Annotated in this window: 14 protein-coding genes and 1 pseudogene; 6 read left to right on the plus strand and 9 right to left on the minus strand. The window is 70.6% G+C overall.

The annotated features are described in order from the left end of the window. Window positions 1–468: 468 nt before the first annotated feature. Together ACWD4G_RS42565 and ACWD4G_RS42570 are read left to right on the plus strand one after the other, a co-directional pair. A complete protein-coding gene (locus tag ACWD4G_RS42565) occupies window positions 469–1,464 on the plus strand; it encodes a hypothetical protein (protein ID WP_451303552.1) in 996 nt (331 codons plus the stop codon). Next, window positions 1,449–1,985: an N-acetyltransferase family protein gene (locus ACWD4G_RS42570; protein ID WP_451303554.1), complete on the plus strand. Its 537-nt coding sequence runs from the start codon at window positions 1,449–1,451 to the stop codon at window positions 1,983–1,985. Before ACWD4G_RS42565 ends, ACWD4G_RS42570 begins: the two co-directional genes overlap by 16 nt. Window positions 1,986–2,248: 263 nt before the next feature. Here the strand turns inward: ACWD4G_RS42570 and ACWD4G_RS42575 are convergent, their stop codons facing one another. The 3 genes from ACWD4G_RS42575 to ACWD4G_RS42585 form a co-directional block, all read right to left on the minus strand. After that, the gene (locus ACWD4G_RS42575; protein WP_451303556.1) at window positions 2,249–3,298 is read right to left on the minus strand and encodes a Zn-dependent alcohol dehydrogenase; all 1,050 of its coding nucleotides are present in this window, start codon (window positions 3,296–3,298) and stop codon (window positions 2,249–2,251) included. A 53-nt stretch (window positions 3,299–3,351) separates the two neighbouring features. Then, window positions 3,352–4,497 carry an acyl-CoA dehydrogenase family protein gene (locus ACWD4G_RS42580; RefSeq protein WP_451303557.1) on the minus strand — a complete coding sequence of 382 codons (1,146 nt, stop codon included), beginning with the start codon at window positions 4,495–4,497 and terminating at the stop codon, window positions 3,352–3,354. Between the two features lie 326 nt (window positions 4,498–4,823). Beyond that, window positions 4,824–5,735, minus strand: coding sequence for an SDR family NAD(P)-dependent oxidoreductase (locus ACWD4G_RS42585; RefSeq protein ID WP_451303559.1), 912 nt, complete (start codon window positions 5,733–5,735; stop codon window positions 4,824–4,826). A gap of 106 nt (window positions 5,736–5,841) precedes the next feature. Between ACWD4G_RS42585 and ACWD4G_RS42590 the strand changes: the two genes are divergently transcribed. Further along, window positions 5,842–6,789 carry a cyclase family protein gene (locus ACWD4G_RS42590; RefSeq protein WP_451303561.1) on the plus strand — a complete coding sequence of 316 codons (948 nt, stop codon included), beginning with the start codon at window positions 5,842–5,844 and terminating at the stop codon, window positions 6,787–6,789. A gap of 627 nt (window positions 6,790–7,416) precedes the next feature. On the opposite strand, the gene ACWD4G_RS42595 is transcribed toward ACWD4G_RS42590, so the two are convergent. From ACWD4G_RS42595 to ACWD4G_RS42610, 4 genes are all read right to left on the minus strand, one after another. Then, on the minus strand, window positions 7,417–8,016 hold the full coding sequence (locus tag ACWD4G_RS42595) for an ATP-binding protein (protein WP_451303563.1): 600 nt from the start codon (window positions 8,014–8,016) through the stop codon (window positions 7,417–7,419). Between the two features lie 522 nt (window positions 8,017–8,538). Continuing rightward, window positions 8,539–9,417, minus strand: coding sequence for an acyl-CoA dehydrogenase family protein (locus ACWD4G_RS42600; RefSeq protein ID WP_451303565.1), 879 nt, complete (start codon window positions 9,415–9,417; stop codon window positions 8,539–8,541). A gap of 8 nt (window positions 9,418–9,425) precedes the next feature. Further along, on the minus strand, window positions 9,426–10,580 hold the full coding sequence (locus ACWD4G_RS42605) for an acyl-CoA dehydrogenase family protein (RefSeq protein WP_451303567.1): 1,155 nt from the start codon (window positions 10,578–10,580) through the stop codon (window positions 9,426–9,428). An 11-nt stretch (window positions 10,581–10,591) separates the two neighbouring features. After that, window positions 10,592–11,785: an amidohydrolase family protein gene (locus tag ACWD4G_RS42610; RefSeq protein ID WP_451303569.1), complete on the minus strand. Its 1,194-nt coding sequence runs from the start codon at window positions 11,783–11,785 to the stop codon at window positions 10,592–10,594. A gap of 144 nt (window positions 11,786–11,929) precedes the next feature. Here ACWD4G_RS42610 and ACWD4G_RS42615 point away from each other — a divergent pair, with 144 nt between their 5' ends. Next, window positions 11,930–13,441 (plus strand): class I adenylate-forming enzyme family protein, encoded by a 1,512-nt coding sequence (locus ACWD4G_RS42615; RefSeq protein ID WP_451303571.1) that lies wholly within the window; start codon window positions 11,930–11,932, stop codon window positions 13,439–13,441. A 62-nt stretch (window positions 13,442–13,503) separates the two neighbouring features. Here the strand turns inward: ACWD4G_RS42615 and ACWD4G_RS42620 are convergent, their stop codons facing one another. Then, on the minus strand, window positions 13,504–14,016 hold the full coding sequence (locus ACWD4G_RS42620) for an EF-hand domain-containing protein (protein ID WP_451303573.1): 513 nt from the start codon (window positions 14,014–14,016) through the stop codon (window positions 13,504–13,506). A gap of 224 nt (window positions 14,017–14,240) precedes the next feature. Next, window positions 14,241–14,699 (minus strand): STAS domain-containing protein, encoded by a 459-nt coding sequence (locus ACWD4G_RS42625; RefSeq protein ID WP_451303581.1) that lies wholly within the window; start codon window positions 14,697–14,699, stop codon window positions 14,241–14,243. A gap of 474 nt (window positions 14,700–15,173) precedes the next feature. Between ACWD4G_RS42625 and ACWD4G_RS42630 the strand changes: the two genes are divergently transcribed. After that, the gene (locus ACWD4G_RS42630) at window positions 15,174–15,755 is read left to right on the plus strand and encodes a sigma-70 family RNA polymerase sigma factor (RefSeq protein ID WP_451303575.1); all 582 of its coding nucleotides are present in this window, start codon (window positions 15,174–15,176) and stop codon (window positions 15,753–15,755) included. Further along, window positions 15,752–16,201: pseudogene (locus ACWD4G_RS42635) on the plus strand (hypothetical protein); the annotation flags it as partial. The gene ACWD4G_RS42630 and the pseudogene ACWD4G_RS42635, both read left to right, overlap by 4 nt.

Genomic DNA, 16,201 nt, shown 5'->3' on the forward strand with positions numbered 1-16,201 from the left:
GACGGCGGATCAGAGCCGCGTCTTGCTACGCGGCGTGTCCAATGCCAATACAACGGGCTTCTTTGACAGGTCGTTAGGAAAAGCCCTGGGTGCACCACTCGCACGCAACCGGAAAATTCCCGGGCGCGCTTCCCAGACCCTGCTGTGCTCCGTGTGCCCTCTCGCTACCGTGGCGCTGTGGAGGAGAACACGCCGCGACAGTCCAACCCGCGTCTTCAAGAACACATGAACGAGGCGGGGTTCACGCAGAACGAACTCGCCGACAAGGTCAACGTGCTTCTTGTCGATGCCGGACACCAGGGCACGGTCTCCGACCGCACCGTCCGCCATTGGCTGACCGGAAAAACCCGTTGGCCCCACCCTCGGCAACGCCACGCCTTGGAGTCACTATTCGGATGTACTGCTGAAGAACTGGGATTCGCACCACCCCCAGGCCACAGCACCGCCACCAGCACCCCGGAGAGTCCCGTGCTCCGCCGCGATTTCCTCACCGCGACTACCGGGACGACCGCCGCCGCCGTCGTCCCCTCCCTCTCGTACCGCCCCACCCGCGTCGGCACCTCTGACGTCATGGAACTCCGCAAGGGCTTGGATGACCTGCAGGCCCTGGACGACCACCGAGGCGGACACGAAGCTCTGGAGAGTGCCGCCCTGTCCGGCGCCCGCCAAGCACTCGACCTCCAGCAGAAGGCGGCCACACAGCGCATCCGGCAGCGCCTGTTCTCCGTCGCCGCCGACTACACGGCCACAGCTGCCTGGTCTGCCATCGACGCCCGCCAGCCCCAACGTGCCGGACAGCACCTCGACCGGGCCTTGCAGCTCGCCGGTATGGCCAACGACGGCGTGACCCAGCTGCGCGTGTGGAACTCGTATGCGATGCTCGCCCACCAACGCCAGGAACGCACCAAGGCCGTGGATGCCGCCTACGCCGCCCAAGCCGTGAGTATCTGCCGCCGCGACCCCTTGTTCGCTTCGCTCGCGCACGCCCGTGCCGCCGTCGGTCACGCCACTATCGGCGACCGGAACGCCGCCCTGCGCTCCCTCGGGTACGCCGAGAACACCCTGTCGAAAGCCGCCCCCGACCAGGCGCGCCCGTCGTGGATCGCGTTCTACGGCCCGTCGGAACTGTCCGCCCTTACGGCCATCGTCCGTGACCGGGTCGGGAACTACGCCCAGGCCGAAGCCGCCTCGCATCGCGCCCTGGCCTCGATCCCGCGCCAGTTCCACCGCAACCGCGCCTTGGCCACCGCCCGACTGGCCCTCGCTCAGCTCCACCAGCACGACATCGAGCAGGCATGCGCCACCGCAGCCACCGCCTTCGACCTGATGACCAGCCATCCCATCCCCGGCCGCATGCGCTCCCTGTTGGGCGACTTCTACCGTGACCTGATCACCATCGCCCCGACCGCTACCGTGGCCCAGGACTGGGGCGACCGTTTCCGCAGCGAATGGAGCCGAGCTTGACCATCGTCTTCCGACATTTCACTCACGACGACGCGGCCGACATCCGCCAAACCCTCCTCGACGTGCACGCCGATGCCTACGCCGACCAGACCGACGACCCGTTCGTCCAGCGCTTCGCATGGTTTGTCGACCACTGGTCCAGCCACCCCGGTTTCCACTGTGTCATCGGCTACGACGGCCCCGAACCCATCGGGTACGCCTACGGGGCCGCCGCCAACCCCGGGCGCGAATGGTGGCGCGATCACCTCGCCCCGGTCCCGGCCAAGACCCGTACCTTCCACGTCTCCGAACTGATGATCCGGCCGAAGTGGCGCAGACAAGGGCACTCCGAACGCCTCCACCAGGCCCTGCTGGCCGACCGGGAGGAGGATCTGGCCGCTCTCCTGGTGGACGTCACGCACCCCAGGGTGCAGTCCATGTACGAGACGTGGGGGTACCGCAAGGTCGGCGAACGGCAGCCGTTCCCGGACTCCCCGGTTTACGCGGTCATGCTCGCCGAACTTCCGCTCGCCGCCACCTGATCCGCACTCCCCATTGCCATTGCCCGTCAGCCGGGGTGAGCACCGCACGCTCAGACATGCCAAAGCCCCTTGTTGACGGCCCCGGTCAGGCCACCTGCCCCACGACGGTAGAGGGGGTGACGCACCGCGTCCATGCATGAACGCGGGTATGCGCGTTGTTTCATGAAGTGCCCCGGCGCACGGTGGTGACCGCAAAGGAATCCATGTCCATCCGCACCTTCACGCGCCACATCCGCGAGGAGGCCGGCATCAGCCCCGGTTTCTCAGAACGTCAGCACAGCCCGAGCCACCCTCCCCGCCTCCGCGTCGGAGCGTGCCTTCGCGAAGTCCTCTACCGGGTAGGTGGCCGTGACCAGTTCGTCGAGGAGCAGTCGGCCCTCGCGGTACAGGTCGGCGTAGAGGGCGATGTCCCGCTGGGGGCGCGAAGAGCCGTAGCGGCAGCCGAGGATGGACTTGTCGAGGTAGAGGGAAGAGACGAGGAAGGACGCCTCGGCGGTGGCTGCGGGGACGCCGAGGAGTATCGCCTGGCCGTGGCGGTCGAGCAGGTCGATGGCCTGGCGGATCAGTTCGACGCGGCCGACGCACTCGAAGGCGTGGTCCGCCCCGGTCGGCAGCACCTCCCGCACGCCCTCCACGGACGTCAGGAAGTCCGTCGCCCCGAACCGCCGTGCCATCGCCTCCTTCTCCGGATTCGCGTCCACGGCGACGATCCGCACCGCCCCCGCGATCCGCGCCCCCTGGATGACGTTGAGCCCGATCCCCCCGGCCCCGATGACGAGCACGGTGTCCCCCCGGTCCACGCGCGCGCGGTTCAGTACCGCCCCGACCCCGGTCAGCACCCCGCATCCGATCAGCGCGGCCGACGTCAACGGAATGTCGTTCGGAATCCGCACCGCCTGCACGGCCTTGACCACGGTCCGCTCGGCGAAGGCCGAGTTCGCCGCGAACTGGAACACCTTCCCCTCCCCTCGGGCGAACGGCCGATCCGGGCGTCCGATCGCCCGGCGGCACATGGTCGGCCGCCCCCGGCCGCAGTCCGCGCAGGTCCCGCAGTTCGCGAGGGTGGACAACGCCACATGGTCCCCGGGCCGCACATGCCCGACCCCCGCCCCCACCGCCTCGACGACCCCGGCCCCCTCATGTCCCAGCACCACCGGCACCGGGAACGGAATGGTCCCGTCCACCACCGACAGATCGCTGTGGCAGAGCCCGGCCGCCGCGATGGCCACCACCACCTCACCGGGCCCCGGCTCCCGTACCACCAGATCGTCGACGACCTCGACCCGCGAGCCGTCGAACACCACACCTCTCACGCCCTCCGCCACCTCTCCCTCTCGACCGTTCGGCTCTCGCTCTCAGCCCTGCTTCAGCCCTTCGGCTCTCGCGGCAGCCCCAGCACCCGCTCGGCGAGGATCGTGCGCTGTACCTCGTCCGAGCCGCCGTAGATGGTGTCGGCCCGGCTGAACAGGAACAGATGCTGGAGCGGATCGAGCCGGTACGGTTCGGCCGGCGACCAGTCGACGGGCCCCACGGCCGCCCCGGCCCCCCGCACCTCCATGGCCAGCTCCCCGAGCCGCCGATGCCAGCGCCCCCACAGCAACTTGGCCACGCTCGGCGCCCCGGGCTCCTCCGAACCGCCCAGCGTCCGCAGCGCGTTCCACCGCATCACCCGCAACTCGGCCCACTGCCGTACCAGTCGCTCGCGTACGACGGGATCGTCCGCCGCCCCGCTTTCCACGGCCGTACGGACGACGGCCCTCAACTCCTCGGCGAACCCGATCTGTTGGGCGAGCGTCGACACCCCGCGCTCGAAGCCGAGCAGTCCCATGGCGACGCGCCACCCGTTGCCCTCCCCGCCCACGACATGGTCCGCGCTCACCCGCGCGCCGTCGAAGAACACCTCGTTGAACTCGCTCGTCCCCGTCATCTGCCGGATCGGCCGGACCTCGATCCGCCCCGGCTGATCCATGGGCACGAGCAGAAACGACAGTCCGCGATGCCGAGTCGATCCGGCCTCCGTACGGGCGAGCACGAAACACCAGTCGGCGTCATGGGCGAGGGACGTCCAGATCTTCTGTCCGGTGACCCGGTACGACCCGTCCGCCGCCCGCTCGGCGCGGGTCCGCACCCCCGCGAGGTCGGAGCCGGCGCCCGGTTCGCTGTAACCCTGGCACCACAGTTCCTCGCCCCGCGCGACGGCCGGCAGAAACCGTCGCTTCTGCTCCTCGGTCCCGAAGGCGATGAGGGTGGGTGCCAGCAGCTTCTCCCCGATGTGCCCCGACCGTGCCGGAACGTCGGCCCGCGCGTACTCCTCGGCCCAGACGACCTGCTGGATGAGCGTGGCGGTCCGATTCCCGTACCCGCCCTCGCCCCACCCGAGCCCGATCCAACCGGCGGCGCCGAGCGTACGTTCCCATGTACGGCGTTCCCGTACGACCCCGGCGTGCGCCGCGAGCCATGCCTTGGCCTCCGCCCGGAAAACCTCGTCCTCTTCGCTGTACCCGAACTCCATGCGTGCCGCCCTTGGTTGGCCGACCGGAACTCTTGCGTTGACAGCTGCTCGGCGCGCGGGCTGGCCGGGCCGGGGTCTCGCTTACCGGCGCTGACAGGGTGCCGCTCTCTTTGGGATGGGCGCCGCCCTAGCGGCACGCCTGCCCGCAGCTACGACGACTGCTGGGTGGGCGCCGCCCATCGGCACGATTGCCCGCAGCCAAGGAGCACTTATGGCTGCCGGTCACCAAAGGGGCGCGGGGCTATATCGATTTTGCGGCTCCGCCGCGTGCGCGCGACCAGCCACACACGACCCGCACCCGCCAAACAACCCACACCCCCACCCCACTAGGCGTTCGGCCGCTCCTGCGCAGACGCGGCCCTCGCCATCTCCTCCACCCGCTCAAGCATCGGCATCGGGTCCACCCCCACCGCCCCCGGCAACACCTCCGCGATCATCTCCGGCGTCCACCCCCCATCCGCGTAAGCCGAGCGCAGCTCACCCGGCTGGGCCCACACCGCGATCTTCGGCCCCGCCACCGTGTACACCTGCCCGGTGATCCGCTCCTCCCGAGCCCGGTCCGACAGCAGATACACCACGAACGCGGCCACATCCTCCGGCTCCCCGATCTCGGCCAGTTCCATGGGAACGCCCGCCGACATCCGCGTACGCGCCACGGGGGCAACCGCATTCGCGGTCACCCCATACCGGTGCAGACCTAGCGCAGCGCTCCGCACCAGCGAGATCACCCCGCCCTTGGCCGCGCTGTAGTTGGCCTGCGACACGGACCCCTGGTGGTTGCCGCTGGTGAACCCGATCAGCGTCCCCGCCCGCTGCTTGCGCATCACGGCCGCCGCGGCGCGGAAGACCGTGAACGTGCCCTTCAAGTGCGTGGCGACAACCGGGTCCCACTCCTCCTCGGTCATGTTGAAGAGCATCCGTTCCCGCAGAATCCCGGCAACGCACACGACGCCGTCGATCCGCCCGTACGAGGCGAGGGCGGTGTCGACGATCCGCTGCCCGCCCGCCATCGTGGACACGTCATCGGCGACGGCGACGGCCTCGCCCCCGGCCGCCTCGATCTCCTTGACGACCGCCTCGGCGACGGAACTGGTCGGCTCGGAGCCGTCCACAGCCACCCCGTAGTCGTTGACGACGACCCGTGCCCCCTCGGCCGCCGCGCCGAGGGCGACCGCGCGGCCGATACCCCGCCCCGCTCCGGTGACGGCGACGACCTTGCCTGCCAAGAAGTTCCCCACTCCGGGCCCCTTCCCCTCACCACGTTTCTGACGGACCGTTAGATTTGCGGCGCACGGCGATTCTACGACCCGTCAGATGCACCCACACAAGCCCCGGGGAGGGCCGATGTCACCGCCCACCGAGTTCGCCGCGTTCGCGGAGATCGCCAAGAGGGTGAACAACTGGGGCCGTTGGGGTCCGGACGACGAGAGCGGCACGCTGAACCTGATCACCGACGAGGTGGTACGCGAGGCGGCGGCGTCCTGCGTACGCTCCGGCCGCCGCGTCCCGCTCGCACTGCCCCTCCAACAGGACGGCGTGCAGACGGGGATGATGCCGGGCCGGGTGAACCCGCTGCACACCATGACGCAGATCAATCAGGAGATCTTCGGCCCCGGCACGGTCGCGTGCAGCGACGACGCCGTGACCATGGGCCTCCAGGCGGCCACCCACTGGGACGCCCTCACCCATGTCTCCCACTCGGGCCGCGTCTACAACGGCCGCCCGGCGACCACCATCACCCCGCACGCCGGCGCCACGTTCGCCGGCATCGACAAGGCCCGCCCCGTCGTCTCGCGGGGCGTCCTCCTCGACATCCCCCGCGCACTCGGGCTGCCGCCGGACGCCCGCCTCCCCGGCGACCACGCCGTCACGCCCGAAAACCTGGACTTGGCGGAGGAGTTGGCGGGTACGCGTGTCCGCGCGGGCGACATCGTCCTCGTCCGTACGGGCCAGATGCAGGCGTATCTCGTCGGCGACAAGCACGCGTACGCGTACCCGTCGCCCGGACTCTCCCTGCGCACCCCCGAGTGGTTCCACGCGCGCGATGTCGCCGCCGTCGCCAACGACACCCTCGCCTTCGAGATCTTCCCCCCTGAGATCGAGGATCTGTGGCTGCCCGTCCATGCCCTCCATCTCGTCGAAATGGGCATGCCGCAGGGGCAGAACTGGAATCTCGAAGAGTTGTCCACAGCCTGTGGAGAAACGGGCCGCTACGACTTCCTGCTCTCCGCGATGCCGGAACCCTTCGTGGGCGGCACGGGAACGCCGGTCGCGCCGGTGGCGATTCTGTAGTCCCGGCGGTACGGCGTGCCCCCGGGCCCCGGCCCCGGGTCGGCCGGCGGCGCGCTCCTGCCCGCCCCGAGCTCGGCAGCGCGCGCCGCCGTCCGGCTTCGGCGTACCCGCCCTGCTCCCCGGGCCCGGTCGGCAGCCGACGCCGAAACACGACCCACACTCGTCGAGGGCTTCCGTCGAAGCCCTCGGCGTCCCCTCGCGGCGAATCGCTGAACACAAGCGTGATGAAACGGACACGGTGCGTCAATGGGCGTTCGGTGATTCGCCGAACGCACGAGGGCGGGGACGGCGCACGCCACGAAGGTGTCCCGGGTGCCGTGAAGCCCCGTGCGCCCGTGCGCCAGCGCAGCCGCGCGCGCCGGGTGTGTGGTGGTTCTGGGCTACGCCCCGTTGTGCGCCGTACGCTGCCGCACCCGCCGAACGCCTAATAGCTCGGGGGTACGCGTGAATTGGCGACCGCGGGCCCGTCGTGGCCGATCGCGCCCACGCGGCGGAGCCGCACATCGATACAGCCCCGCGCCCCTTCAATGCACAGCCCAGCCGCCACGGTCACCCCACCCCGGCCGAGGCCGGCATCGACCGCCGGTGCACGCGCAACCCAGGTCCAGCAAGAACCCCCCAGCCGCACTAAACCCGCACAGCCAACTCCACCCGAGCCTCACGACCCACCGCCACAGCCCCAGCGGTCACCGCGCCCGCAGTCACCGCCGCAACGCCCGTAACCGCCCGCCCCGCCGGATAGACCACCGGAGTCACCACACCCCCGGCCCCGGACGCGGCCCCGGCCACCTCGGGCGCGGCCCGGTCCAGTTCGCACCAGATCCGCTTGCCGCCCCCCTCGTGGCACCAGCCCCACCGATCGGCGAGCCCTTCCACCAGGGCGAGCCCCCGCCCCCCGGTCTCCTCACCGTCGGCACACCGAGGCGTAGGCGCACAGGAACAACCGTCGGCAACCTCCAACCGCACCGTCCCGACGGCCCCAACACCCCCGCCGCCCCCGACGCCCCCATCGCCCCGCCCCGACATCAACAGCCGCAGCACGGCCGGACGCCCGGTGTGGACAACGGCGTTGGTGACCAGTTCGGAGACGAGCAGGATCAACGTCTCGGCCAGCGGCTCGTCATCCCCTATCCCGGACCCCGCGAGCCGTGAACGGGCCCATCTCCGGGCGCGACCCACCTCTGCGGGGTCGGGCCGGATCTCCAGCTGCACTTGAAGCACCTGCACCGCTCACACCATCCGAACCGGCGGACACATCTCCGCACGCCCCTCCGGGGCCACGATCGTGGTCATCTTCTGCCTGGCCGACTCCACCGTCGTCGATGCCAGGATCACAGGGATCACGGACCGTGATCCCCTTACAAGACAGCATGGTTGACGTACAGTCACCCCAACAAGCGCTTCAGGCATATTCCAGCGCGAAGGAGTACGCGTACGGCATACTGTGCGACGCTCATTTCGGGGAGTCGAACAGACCGAGCGAACCGGAGCGAAAGGCTTCCGGCCCACTTCACGCGCGGCGCGCATCGCCGGAACCGGGGCCGCCTCAGGGGCAACACCGGACAGGTTCGACCTCGCAACCGCTCGCATCCCCCAGAAGGTACCGGAGCGGAACTCCGACTCCAGGCCGTGACAAGTCACACCTAGGACACAACCCGGTATCAACGCTCGGTAATTCCGGTATGCCACATTCCGCGACATCCCCTCAAGGCCGTGCCACACCTTCAACGCTCACGCAGGTCAGCGCGCTCACCCCGCCCCGCTCAACAGTTCCCCCGCCAACAACTCCTCACTGTCCGTGATCAATCCGCCACGTTCTGCCCGCACCCACGCCCGTTTCAGACACAGATGTACGTCGGCCTCCCAGGTGAACCCCATCCCGCCGTGGACCTGGAGACAGTCCCTCGCCCCGCGCACGGCCGCCTCGTCCGCCAACAGCCGGGCCGCCGCGATGTCCACCGGGTCCACGGTCACGGCCGCCGCGTACACCGCCGCCCTCGCCAACTCCACCCGCACCAGCGTCTCGGCGCACAGATGCTGGATCGCCTGGAACGCCCCGATGGGCCGCCCGAACTGCTCCCGCGTCCGCGCATGGCGCACCGCCGTCTCGCACACCCGCCCCGCCGTCCCCAGTTGCTCGGCGGCGGTCAGCAGGACGAAGAGGTCATCGGCCGGACCCGCCACGGGCGCCCGGTGCAGCGGAGTGAGCGGATCGACCGACCTCAGCGGTACGGCCCCGGCCGCGTCCCCCCGTACGACGTCCGCCGTGTCCAGCCACTCCACCAGCCCGCCCGGACCCACGGCGGTGACGACGGCCTCCCCGGCCGCCGCGCCCGGTACCGATCCCGCCGCCAGATGCGTGGCCGCCAACGGCCCCGGCACCAGCGCCCGTCCCGCCTCCTCGAAGACCAGCACGGCCTCCGGAATCCCCAGCCCGACCCCGCCCTCCGCCTCCGGCACCCGCAACGCGAAGAACCCGGCCGCCCCCAGCTCCCGCCACAGCCGCCGGTCCAGTACACCGGGCGCGTCGACGGCCGCCCGTAACGCCTCCCGGTCGAAGCGGCGGGCCAGCAGCTCCCGCGTCCCGGCCCGCAACGCGCGCTGGTCCTCCGTGAGTTGGAAACGCATCGCGCACCTCACCGCCCCTTCGGCAGGCCCAGAATCCGTTCGGCCACGATGTTCCGCTGGATCTCCGAGGTCCCCGCCGCGATGGTGTACGAGAGCGACGACAGCCGGTCGAGAACCCAAGGGTGGTCGAGGTCCAGCGAGCCCGCCCCCAGGACTTCGGCAGCCGCCTCGTACAGCTCCTGACGCGCGCGCGAGTACCTCAGTTTGAAAACCGAACCCCCTACGCCCGGTACTCCGCCGCTCGCCTCCGCCTCGCTCACATTCCACTGGGTGAGCCGCCACAGCGCCCTGAACTCGGCGTTCAGGCGGCCGAGTCGGCGTCGTACGGCCGGATCGTCCCAGCGGCCGTTCGCCCGCGCCTTGCGCGCCACCTCACCCAACACCCGCCCGCACGCCACCACTTCGCCCACGAACGCCGTGCCCCGCTCGAAGGACAGCGTCACCATGGTCACGCGCCAGCCGTCGTTCTCGTCCCCGACCCGGTTCGCCACCGGCACCCGCACCTCGTCGAGGAACACCTCGGCGAACTCGGTGGAACCGGCGAGCGTGCGCAGGGGCCGTACGGTGACGCCGGGCGCGTTCATGGGCATGGCGAGCCAGGAGATGCCCCGGTGCTTCGGCGCCTCCACATCCGTACGGACCAAAAGCTCGCACCAGTCGGCGACTTCGGCGTGCGAGGTCCAGATCTTGGAGCCGGTGACGACGTACTCGTCACCGTCCCGCCACGCGCGCGTGCGCAGCGCCGCCAGGTCGGAGCCGGCGCCCGGTTCGCTGAAGCCCTGGCACCAGACCTCCTCGCCGCGCAGGATCGACGGCAGCCAGCGCGCCCGCTGCCCGGCCGTCCCCTCGGCGGCGATCGTGGGCCCGGCGTGCAGCAACCCCACGAAGTTGGCGCCCACATAAGGGGCGCCCGCCCGCTCCGTCTCCTCCAGGTAGATCAGATGCTGGGTCGGGGTCGCCCCCCGCCCGCCCGCGTCCACCGGCCAGTGCAGCCCCGCGTACCCGGCGTCGTACAGCATCCGCTGCCAGCCGAGGTCGTACGCCCGCCGCCCCGGCCAGTCCTGAGGCGACGGCCTCGGCGGCAGTGACGGCAACGCCTTCGCCAGCCACTGACGCAACCGGGCCCGGAACTCCTCCTCCTCGGGCGTGTACGTCAAGTCCACGGGGCACCCGGCTACTTGTCGAAGTCCAGGTCGAGCATGCGGATCGCGTTGCCGCGCATCAGCTTGTGGACCGTCTCGTCGTCGAGGCCCTTGACGTGGTCGAGGGCGACCTCCTTGGTGTGCGGGAAGGTCGAGTCGACGTGCGGGTAGTCGGTCTCGAACGTCGCGTTGTCCCGCCCGACGACATCCAGGGACGCCACCCCGTGCTTGTCCCGGAAGAAGCAGCAGAACATCTGCCGGTAGTAGTACGTCGAGGGCGGCTCCGGGATCAGATCGCGCACCCCGCCCCAGGCCCGGTGCTCCTCCCACACGTCGTCGGCGCGTTCGAGCGCGTACGGAATCCAGCCCATCTGCCCCTCGCTGTAGGCGAGTTTGAGGCGCGGGAAGCGTACGAGGACCCCGCTGAAGAGGAAGTCCATCATCGACGCCATCGCGTTGTTGAAGGACAGGGACGCCTGGACGGCGGGCGGGGCGTCCGGGGACGCGGCGGGCATCTGCGAACTGCTGCCGATGTGCATGTTGATGACCGTGCCCGTCTCCTCGCAGACCGCGAAGAACGGGTCCCAGTACCCGGAGTGGATCGACGGCAGCCCGAGGTGGGTCGGGATCTCGGAGAAGGTGACCGCGCGGACGCCACGGGCCGCGTTGCGGCGGATCTCCGCCACGGCCAGGTCGATGTCCCACAGCGGGATCAGACAGAGCGGGATGAGCCGGCCGCCGCTGTCGCCGCACCACTCCTCGACCATCCAGTCGTTGTAGGCGCGTACGCAGGCCAGCGCGACCTCCTTGTCGTGCGCCTCGGCGAAGGTCTGCCCGCAGAAGCGCGGGAAGGAGGGGAAGCAGAGGGACGCCTCGACATGGTTGAGGTCCATGTCCGCCAGTCGCGCCTTGGGGTCCCAGCAGCCGCGCCGCATCTCCTCGCGCGTGATCCCCTCCAACGTCATCTCGTCCCGGTCGAAGCCGACGGCCGCGATGTTCCGCTTGTACGGGAACTTCAGGTCCTCGTAGATCCACCAGTCGGTCGGCGGCCCCTCCGGGTCCATCGTGATCTGGTACTTCCCGGCGACGTACGCCAGCTCCCCGATCCCGGCGGTGAGCGGCTGGGGCCCGCGGTCCCGGTACTTCTCCGGCAGCCAGGTCGAGAAGAGATGCGCGGGCTCGATCACATGGTCGTCGACGCTGATGATGCGGGGCAGTTCGGTCATGGGGTCCCCTCCGCCGGACGGTGTCCAACCGATATCTGTCTCTGTCCAACCGATATCTGTCTCTGTCTGACCAGTCTCCATCTGATGGTCCGTCAGATAGCATCCCATCTGACGAGTCGTCAGCCAAGGAGGGGGCAGACAGTCGTGAACGACACCCCGCACACCTTGAGTTCCTCACCCACCCTGTGGGACCTGGTCGCCCGCCGCGCCGATCTCACGCCCGACCGGCCCGTCCTCCTCCAGGACGACCGCGCGCTCACGTTCGGCGAGTTGCGCACGCGCGCCGAGCGGGTGGCGGCCGGGCTGTACGACAGGGGCGTACGCCCGGGCACGGTCGTCGCCTGGCAACTGCCCACCCGTATCGAGACGGTCCTGCTCTCCCTCGCGCTGGCCCGCCTCGGCGCCGTGCAGTCCCCGGTCATCCCCTTCTACCGGGACCGCGAAGTCGGCTTCGCGCTACGGGAGTCCAGGGCGGAGTACTTCGCCGTGCCGGGGCGGTGGCGGGGCTTCGACCACACGGAGATGGCCCGGCGGCTGGACGCCAAGGGCGTCTTCGAGGTGTACGACGCCGACGGCCTCCCGGAGGGCGACCCGGCCGTACTCCCCGCCCCGCCCTCCGCCGCCGACGGTACGGCCGTCCGCTGGATCTACTGGACCTCGGGGACGACCTCCGACCCCAAGGGCGTCCTGCACACCGACCGTTCACTGATCGCGGGCGGCTCCTGTCTGGCCCACGCGCTCAGGCTCACCCAGGAGGATGTCGGCTCGATCGCGTTTCCGTACGCCCACATCGGCGGCCCGGACTACTTGGTGATGCTCCTGCTGTACGGCTTCCCGGCCGTGCTGTTCGAGCACTTCGCGCTGCCGGCCGCGCTGGAGGAGTATCGGCGGCACGGGGTGACGGTGGCGGGCGGGTCGACGGCGTTCTACTCGATGTTCCTGGCGGAGCAGCGGGGGCAGCCGCCCGGCCGCAAGGCCGTTCCGTCGCTACGGCTGCTCGCGGGCGGCGGAGCGCCGAAGCCACCGGAGCTGTACCACTCCGTCGTACACGAGATGGGTGTCCAGCTCACCCATGGCTACGGCATGACCGAGGTCCCGATGATCACGATGGGCGTCCCGGACGACTCGGCGGAGAACCTGGCCACGACCGAGGGCCGGCCGCCGGAGGGAATGGAGATACGGATCGTGGACGGGGAGGTGCGGCTGAAGGGAGAGGCCGTCTGCCGGGGGTATCTGGACCCGGCGCAGACGGCCCAGGCCTTCGACGCCGACGGCTTCTTCGTGACGGGCGACCTCGGACACCTCACCGACAGCGGCCATCTGGTCCTCACCGGACGCCTCAAGGACGTCATCATCCGCAAGGGCGAGAACATCTCCGCGAAGGAGATCGAGGACCTGCTGCACCAGCATCCGGCGGTCGCCGATGTGGCGGTGATAGGGCTGCCGGACCCCGAACGCGGGGAGCGGGTGTGCGCGGTGGCCGAACAGCCGCCGGGCGCGGAGCCCCTGACCCTGGAGCAGGTGACGTCGTATCTGCGCGCGGAAGGGCTGTCCGTCCACAAGCTGCCGGAGCAACTGGAGGTGGTGGACGCCCTTCCGCGCAACGAGACCCTGCGGAAGGTGCTCAAGTACAGGCTGAGGGAGCGGTTCTCATGAGCCGGGCCCTGGATTGCCGGACCACTCGGGCCCGGTGAGGGCCGGCACGGTGGCTGTGGGGCCTACTCGGGCACGGTGAAGTAGCGGGCGAACGCCGTCACGACCTCCGTCTCGCTGACCTTGCCGTCGGCGTCGGTGTCGAGGGCGGCGGCGGAGGCGGTGGCGATCTCCTCGGGGACGCCGAGGGCCTTGAGGACCCGGGCGGTCTCCTCGACCGTGGCCGTACCGTCCCCGTCGGCGTCCGCGACGGCGAGGGCCGCGTGCAGGAAGGGGCGGGCGATCTCGGCGAACCTGTCGGGGTTGTCGCGCAGTCGCTTGACCGCGCCGTTCACGAACTCGTCGCGTGTGATGCGCTGGTCGCCGTCCCGGTCCGCTATCCCGGCCATGCCCTGCCAGAACGCCTCGGCGCCGATGTACAGGGCCTGGCCCTTGTCGGAGCGTGCGGTGGTACCGAACTCGTTGAGTACCGCCTTGGTCGCCGCGCTGAAGTCCTCGCGGTCGATCCAGCCGTTGCCGTCCTGGTCGAAGGTGGCGAACCGGGCGGCGATCCTGCGCTCGTACTCGCTGCTGACCATGTCTTTTCGAGCCCGCCTTACGTCAAGTGGGTGCTTCTCGCACGGAGCGTACGACGTCGGGGGCCGACACGGTGCGGGAAAGGGGTGCTTGTACCAAGACTGCGGGAATTCCAGGACAACAGTGTGGCCATCGGGACACCGGCACGTGGTCGACATCACACCTGCGGGGCGTCCCGGTGGGCCGCGCGAACACGTGGGACGAGCGCGTGTAGAGGGCGGGCCGGTCAGGCGGAGAGGGGGTCCGCCCGGTCGTCGGGGTCCGGGGCGGTCGCCGAGTCCACGTCGGGGTGAACGTCGAAGAGGCGGCGCACTCCGAGGGCGGCCATGACCCGATTGACGTGCGCGCCCCCGGCCGCGCCCCCGGCCGCACCGCCGCCGTCCCGGCCGCCGCCCGTCGCGCCCGCCCGGCCCCCGCTCGCCCGTCCGTCCGCCGGCAGGATCAGCCGGAGGCGGCCCTGGCAGGAGCGGATGAGGCGGCGGGTGGCGATGAGGACGCCGACGCCGCTGGAGTCGCAGAAGACGACCCCGGAGAGATCGAGGACGAGACTTCGCCGGCCCTCGGCCACCGCCTCGTGCACCCGCTGCCGCAGAACCGGTGAGGTGACGAGGTCCATCTCCCCGGACACCCGCAGCACGGCCCACTCACCCCGCCCGCCGTCGGTCACTTCGAACGCCACCGCGATGCCTCTCAGTCGCCGAACCGGAAGCCACAACACCGCTTCCTGCTGCGCGGCTGCCCCGCCGTCGTTCCATGAAACACCCCCGCGCCAGCGGGAGCGCGTGGTAACCGAGCCATTTCAGGGCCCTTTTCGGTGCGTTTCACATCGAGTACGGTCGCGAGTGATCGTCAATCGATCGAGAACCGACTCTCGGCGTTCTCGTGTGGTCGTTTTCGCACGGGGTAGACGCCGTACAGAGCTGCGACAAGCCCCGAAAGGGTGGCGTACGGGTGGACAGAGGCCCAGGTGGGCCACCGGTAAGCGCTTGACCGAGGAGGTCCCTACCATCTTCGCCGCCCCGAGGGGCGCACATTGCCATAAAGGGGCGTGCGCGGTCAGCGGTGCCGACTACATTCGAGAAGGCGGTGCACACAGGCTGGACGCGGGCAGCGGGACGATCAGGAACGGCGCAGGTACGACCGGGGGTGAGGGAGCCGTATGGCGACGAAGGACGCACCACCCCGCTGGGACCGCAGAATGCAGCAGCGGCTGGCGCGCGGCGAGGCGGCGGCCCTCGGTGAGCTGTACGACCGGTACGCGTCGCTGGTGCACGGCCTCGCCCACCGCGTCCTCGACGACGAGCGGGGCGCCGACGGCATCACCCGCGAGGTGTTCGCCCAGCTCTGGGAGCACCCCGAGTCGTACGACCCCAAGCAGGGCCCGCTGCGTTCCTGGGTGGCCGCGCTGACCCACCGTCTGGCCGTACGGCGGCTGCGCGCCACGGAGACCGCCGCGCTGGCCGAGGGCGGCGAGGGCACCACGGCGGACCTGGAACGCAAGGTCCACCAGGCGTCGGTGGCCGCCCGCGCCGACTACATAGTGCAGGCGATGCCCACACCACTGCGGGCCGCCCTGGAGCTGGCGTACTTCCAGCGCCGCGACTACCGCCAGACCGCCGCCGACCTCGACGTCACCGAGGACGAGGCCCGCCGCCGACTCCGCCTCGGCCTCCAACTCCTCGCCACCGCCCACGACACCCGCGCCTCCGGCACCCCTCCCGAACCCGGAGGTGCGGTGTGAACGACGGCACCGCCGACTTCGACGCACACGACGACGAGGAGCCGGAGGACCGGCAAGAACAACAGGACCGGCAGGGACGACAGGACCGACGAGGACGACAGGACCAACGAGGAGCGGACTCCAGCGCCGGGGACGGACAGGGCATGGGTGCCGAGGGCAGAGAGGCCGAGGCGCCACGCGTGGGAGGCGGCGCGGACGAGGCGGCCGATGGCGGGCCGGATCGGCGTCGGGCGCCGGATGACACCGCGGACGGAGGCACCCCGGGCGGCGGCCCCGCCGACGACGGCCCGGCTGGCGATGGCCCGGCCGACGATGGCCCGGCCGACGACGGTCCGGCCGACGACGGTCCGGCCGACGACGGTCCGGCCGACGACGGTCCGGCCGACGATGGCCCGGCCGACGACGGTCCGGCCGACGACGGCCCGGCCGACGACGGCCCGGCCGAC

This window comes from Streptomyces sp. NPDC002643, from assembly GCF_053592555.1.

Excerpts from the sequence above, each read along its gene's own strand:
- ACWD4G_RS42570 (WP_451303554.1), top strand. The coding sequence starts at position 1,449 with ATGGAGCCGAGCTTGACCATCGTCTTCCGACATTTCACTCACGACGAC.
- ACWD4G_RS42580 (WP_451303557.1), bottom strand. The coding sequence starts at position 4,497 with ATGGAGTTCGGGTACAGCGAAGAGGACGAGGTTTTCCGGGCGGAGGCC.
- ACWD4G_RS42590 (WP_451303561.1), top strand. The coding sequence starts at position 5,842 with ATGTCACCGCCCACCGAGTTCGCCGCGTTCGCGGAGATCGCCAAGAGG.
- ACWD4G_RS42600 (WP_451303565.1), bottom strand. The coding sequence starts at position 9,417 with ATGCGTTTCCAACTCACGGAGGACCAGCGCGCGTTGCGGGCCGGGACG.
- ACWD4G_RS42610 (WP_451303569.1), bottom strand. The coding sequence starts at position 11,785 with ATGACCGAACTGCCCCGCATCATCAGCGTCGACGACCATGTGATCGAG.
- ACWD4G_RS42620 (WP_451303573.1), bottom strand. The coding sequence starts at position 14,016 with ATGGTCAGCAGCGAGTACGAGCGCAGGATCGCCGCCCGGTTCGCCACC.
- ACWD4G_RS42630 (WP_451303575.1), top strand. The coding sequence starts at position 15,174 with ATGGCGACGAAGGACGCACCACCCCGCTGGGACCGCAGAATGCAGCAG.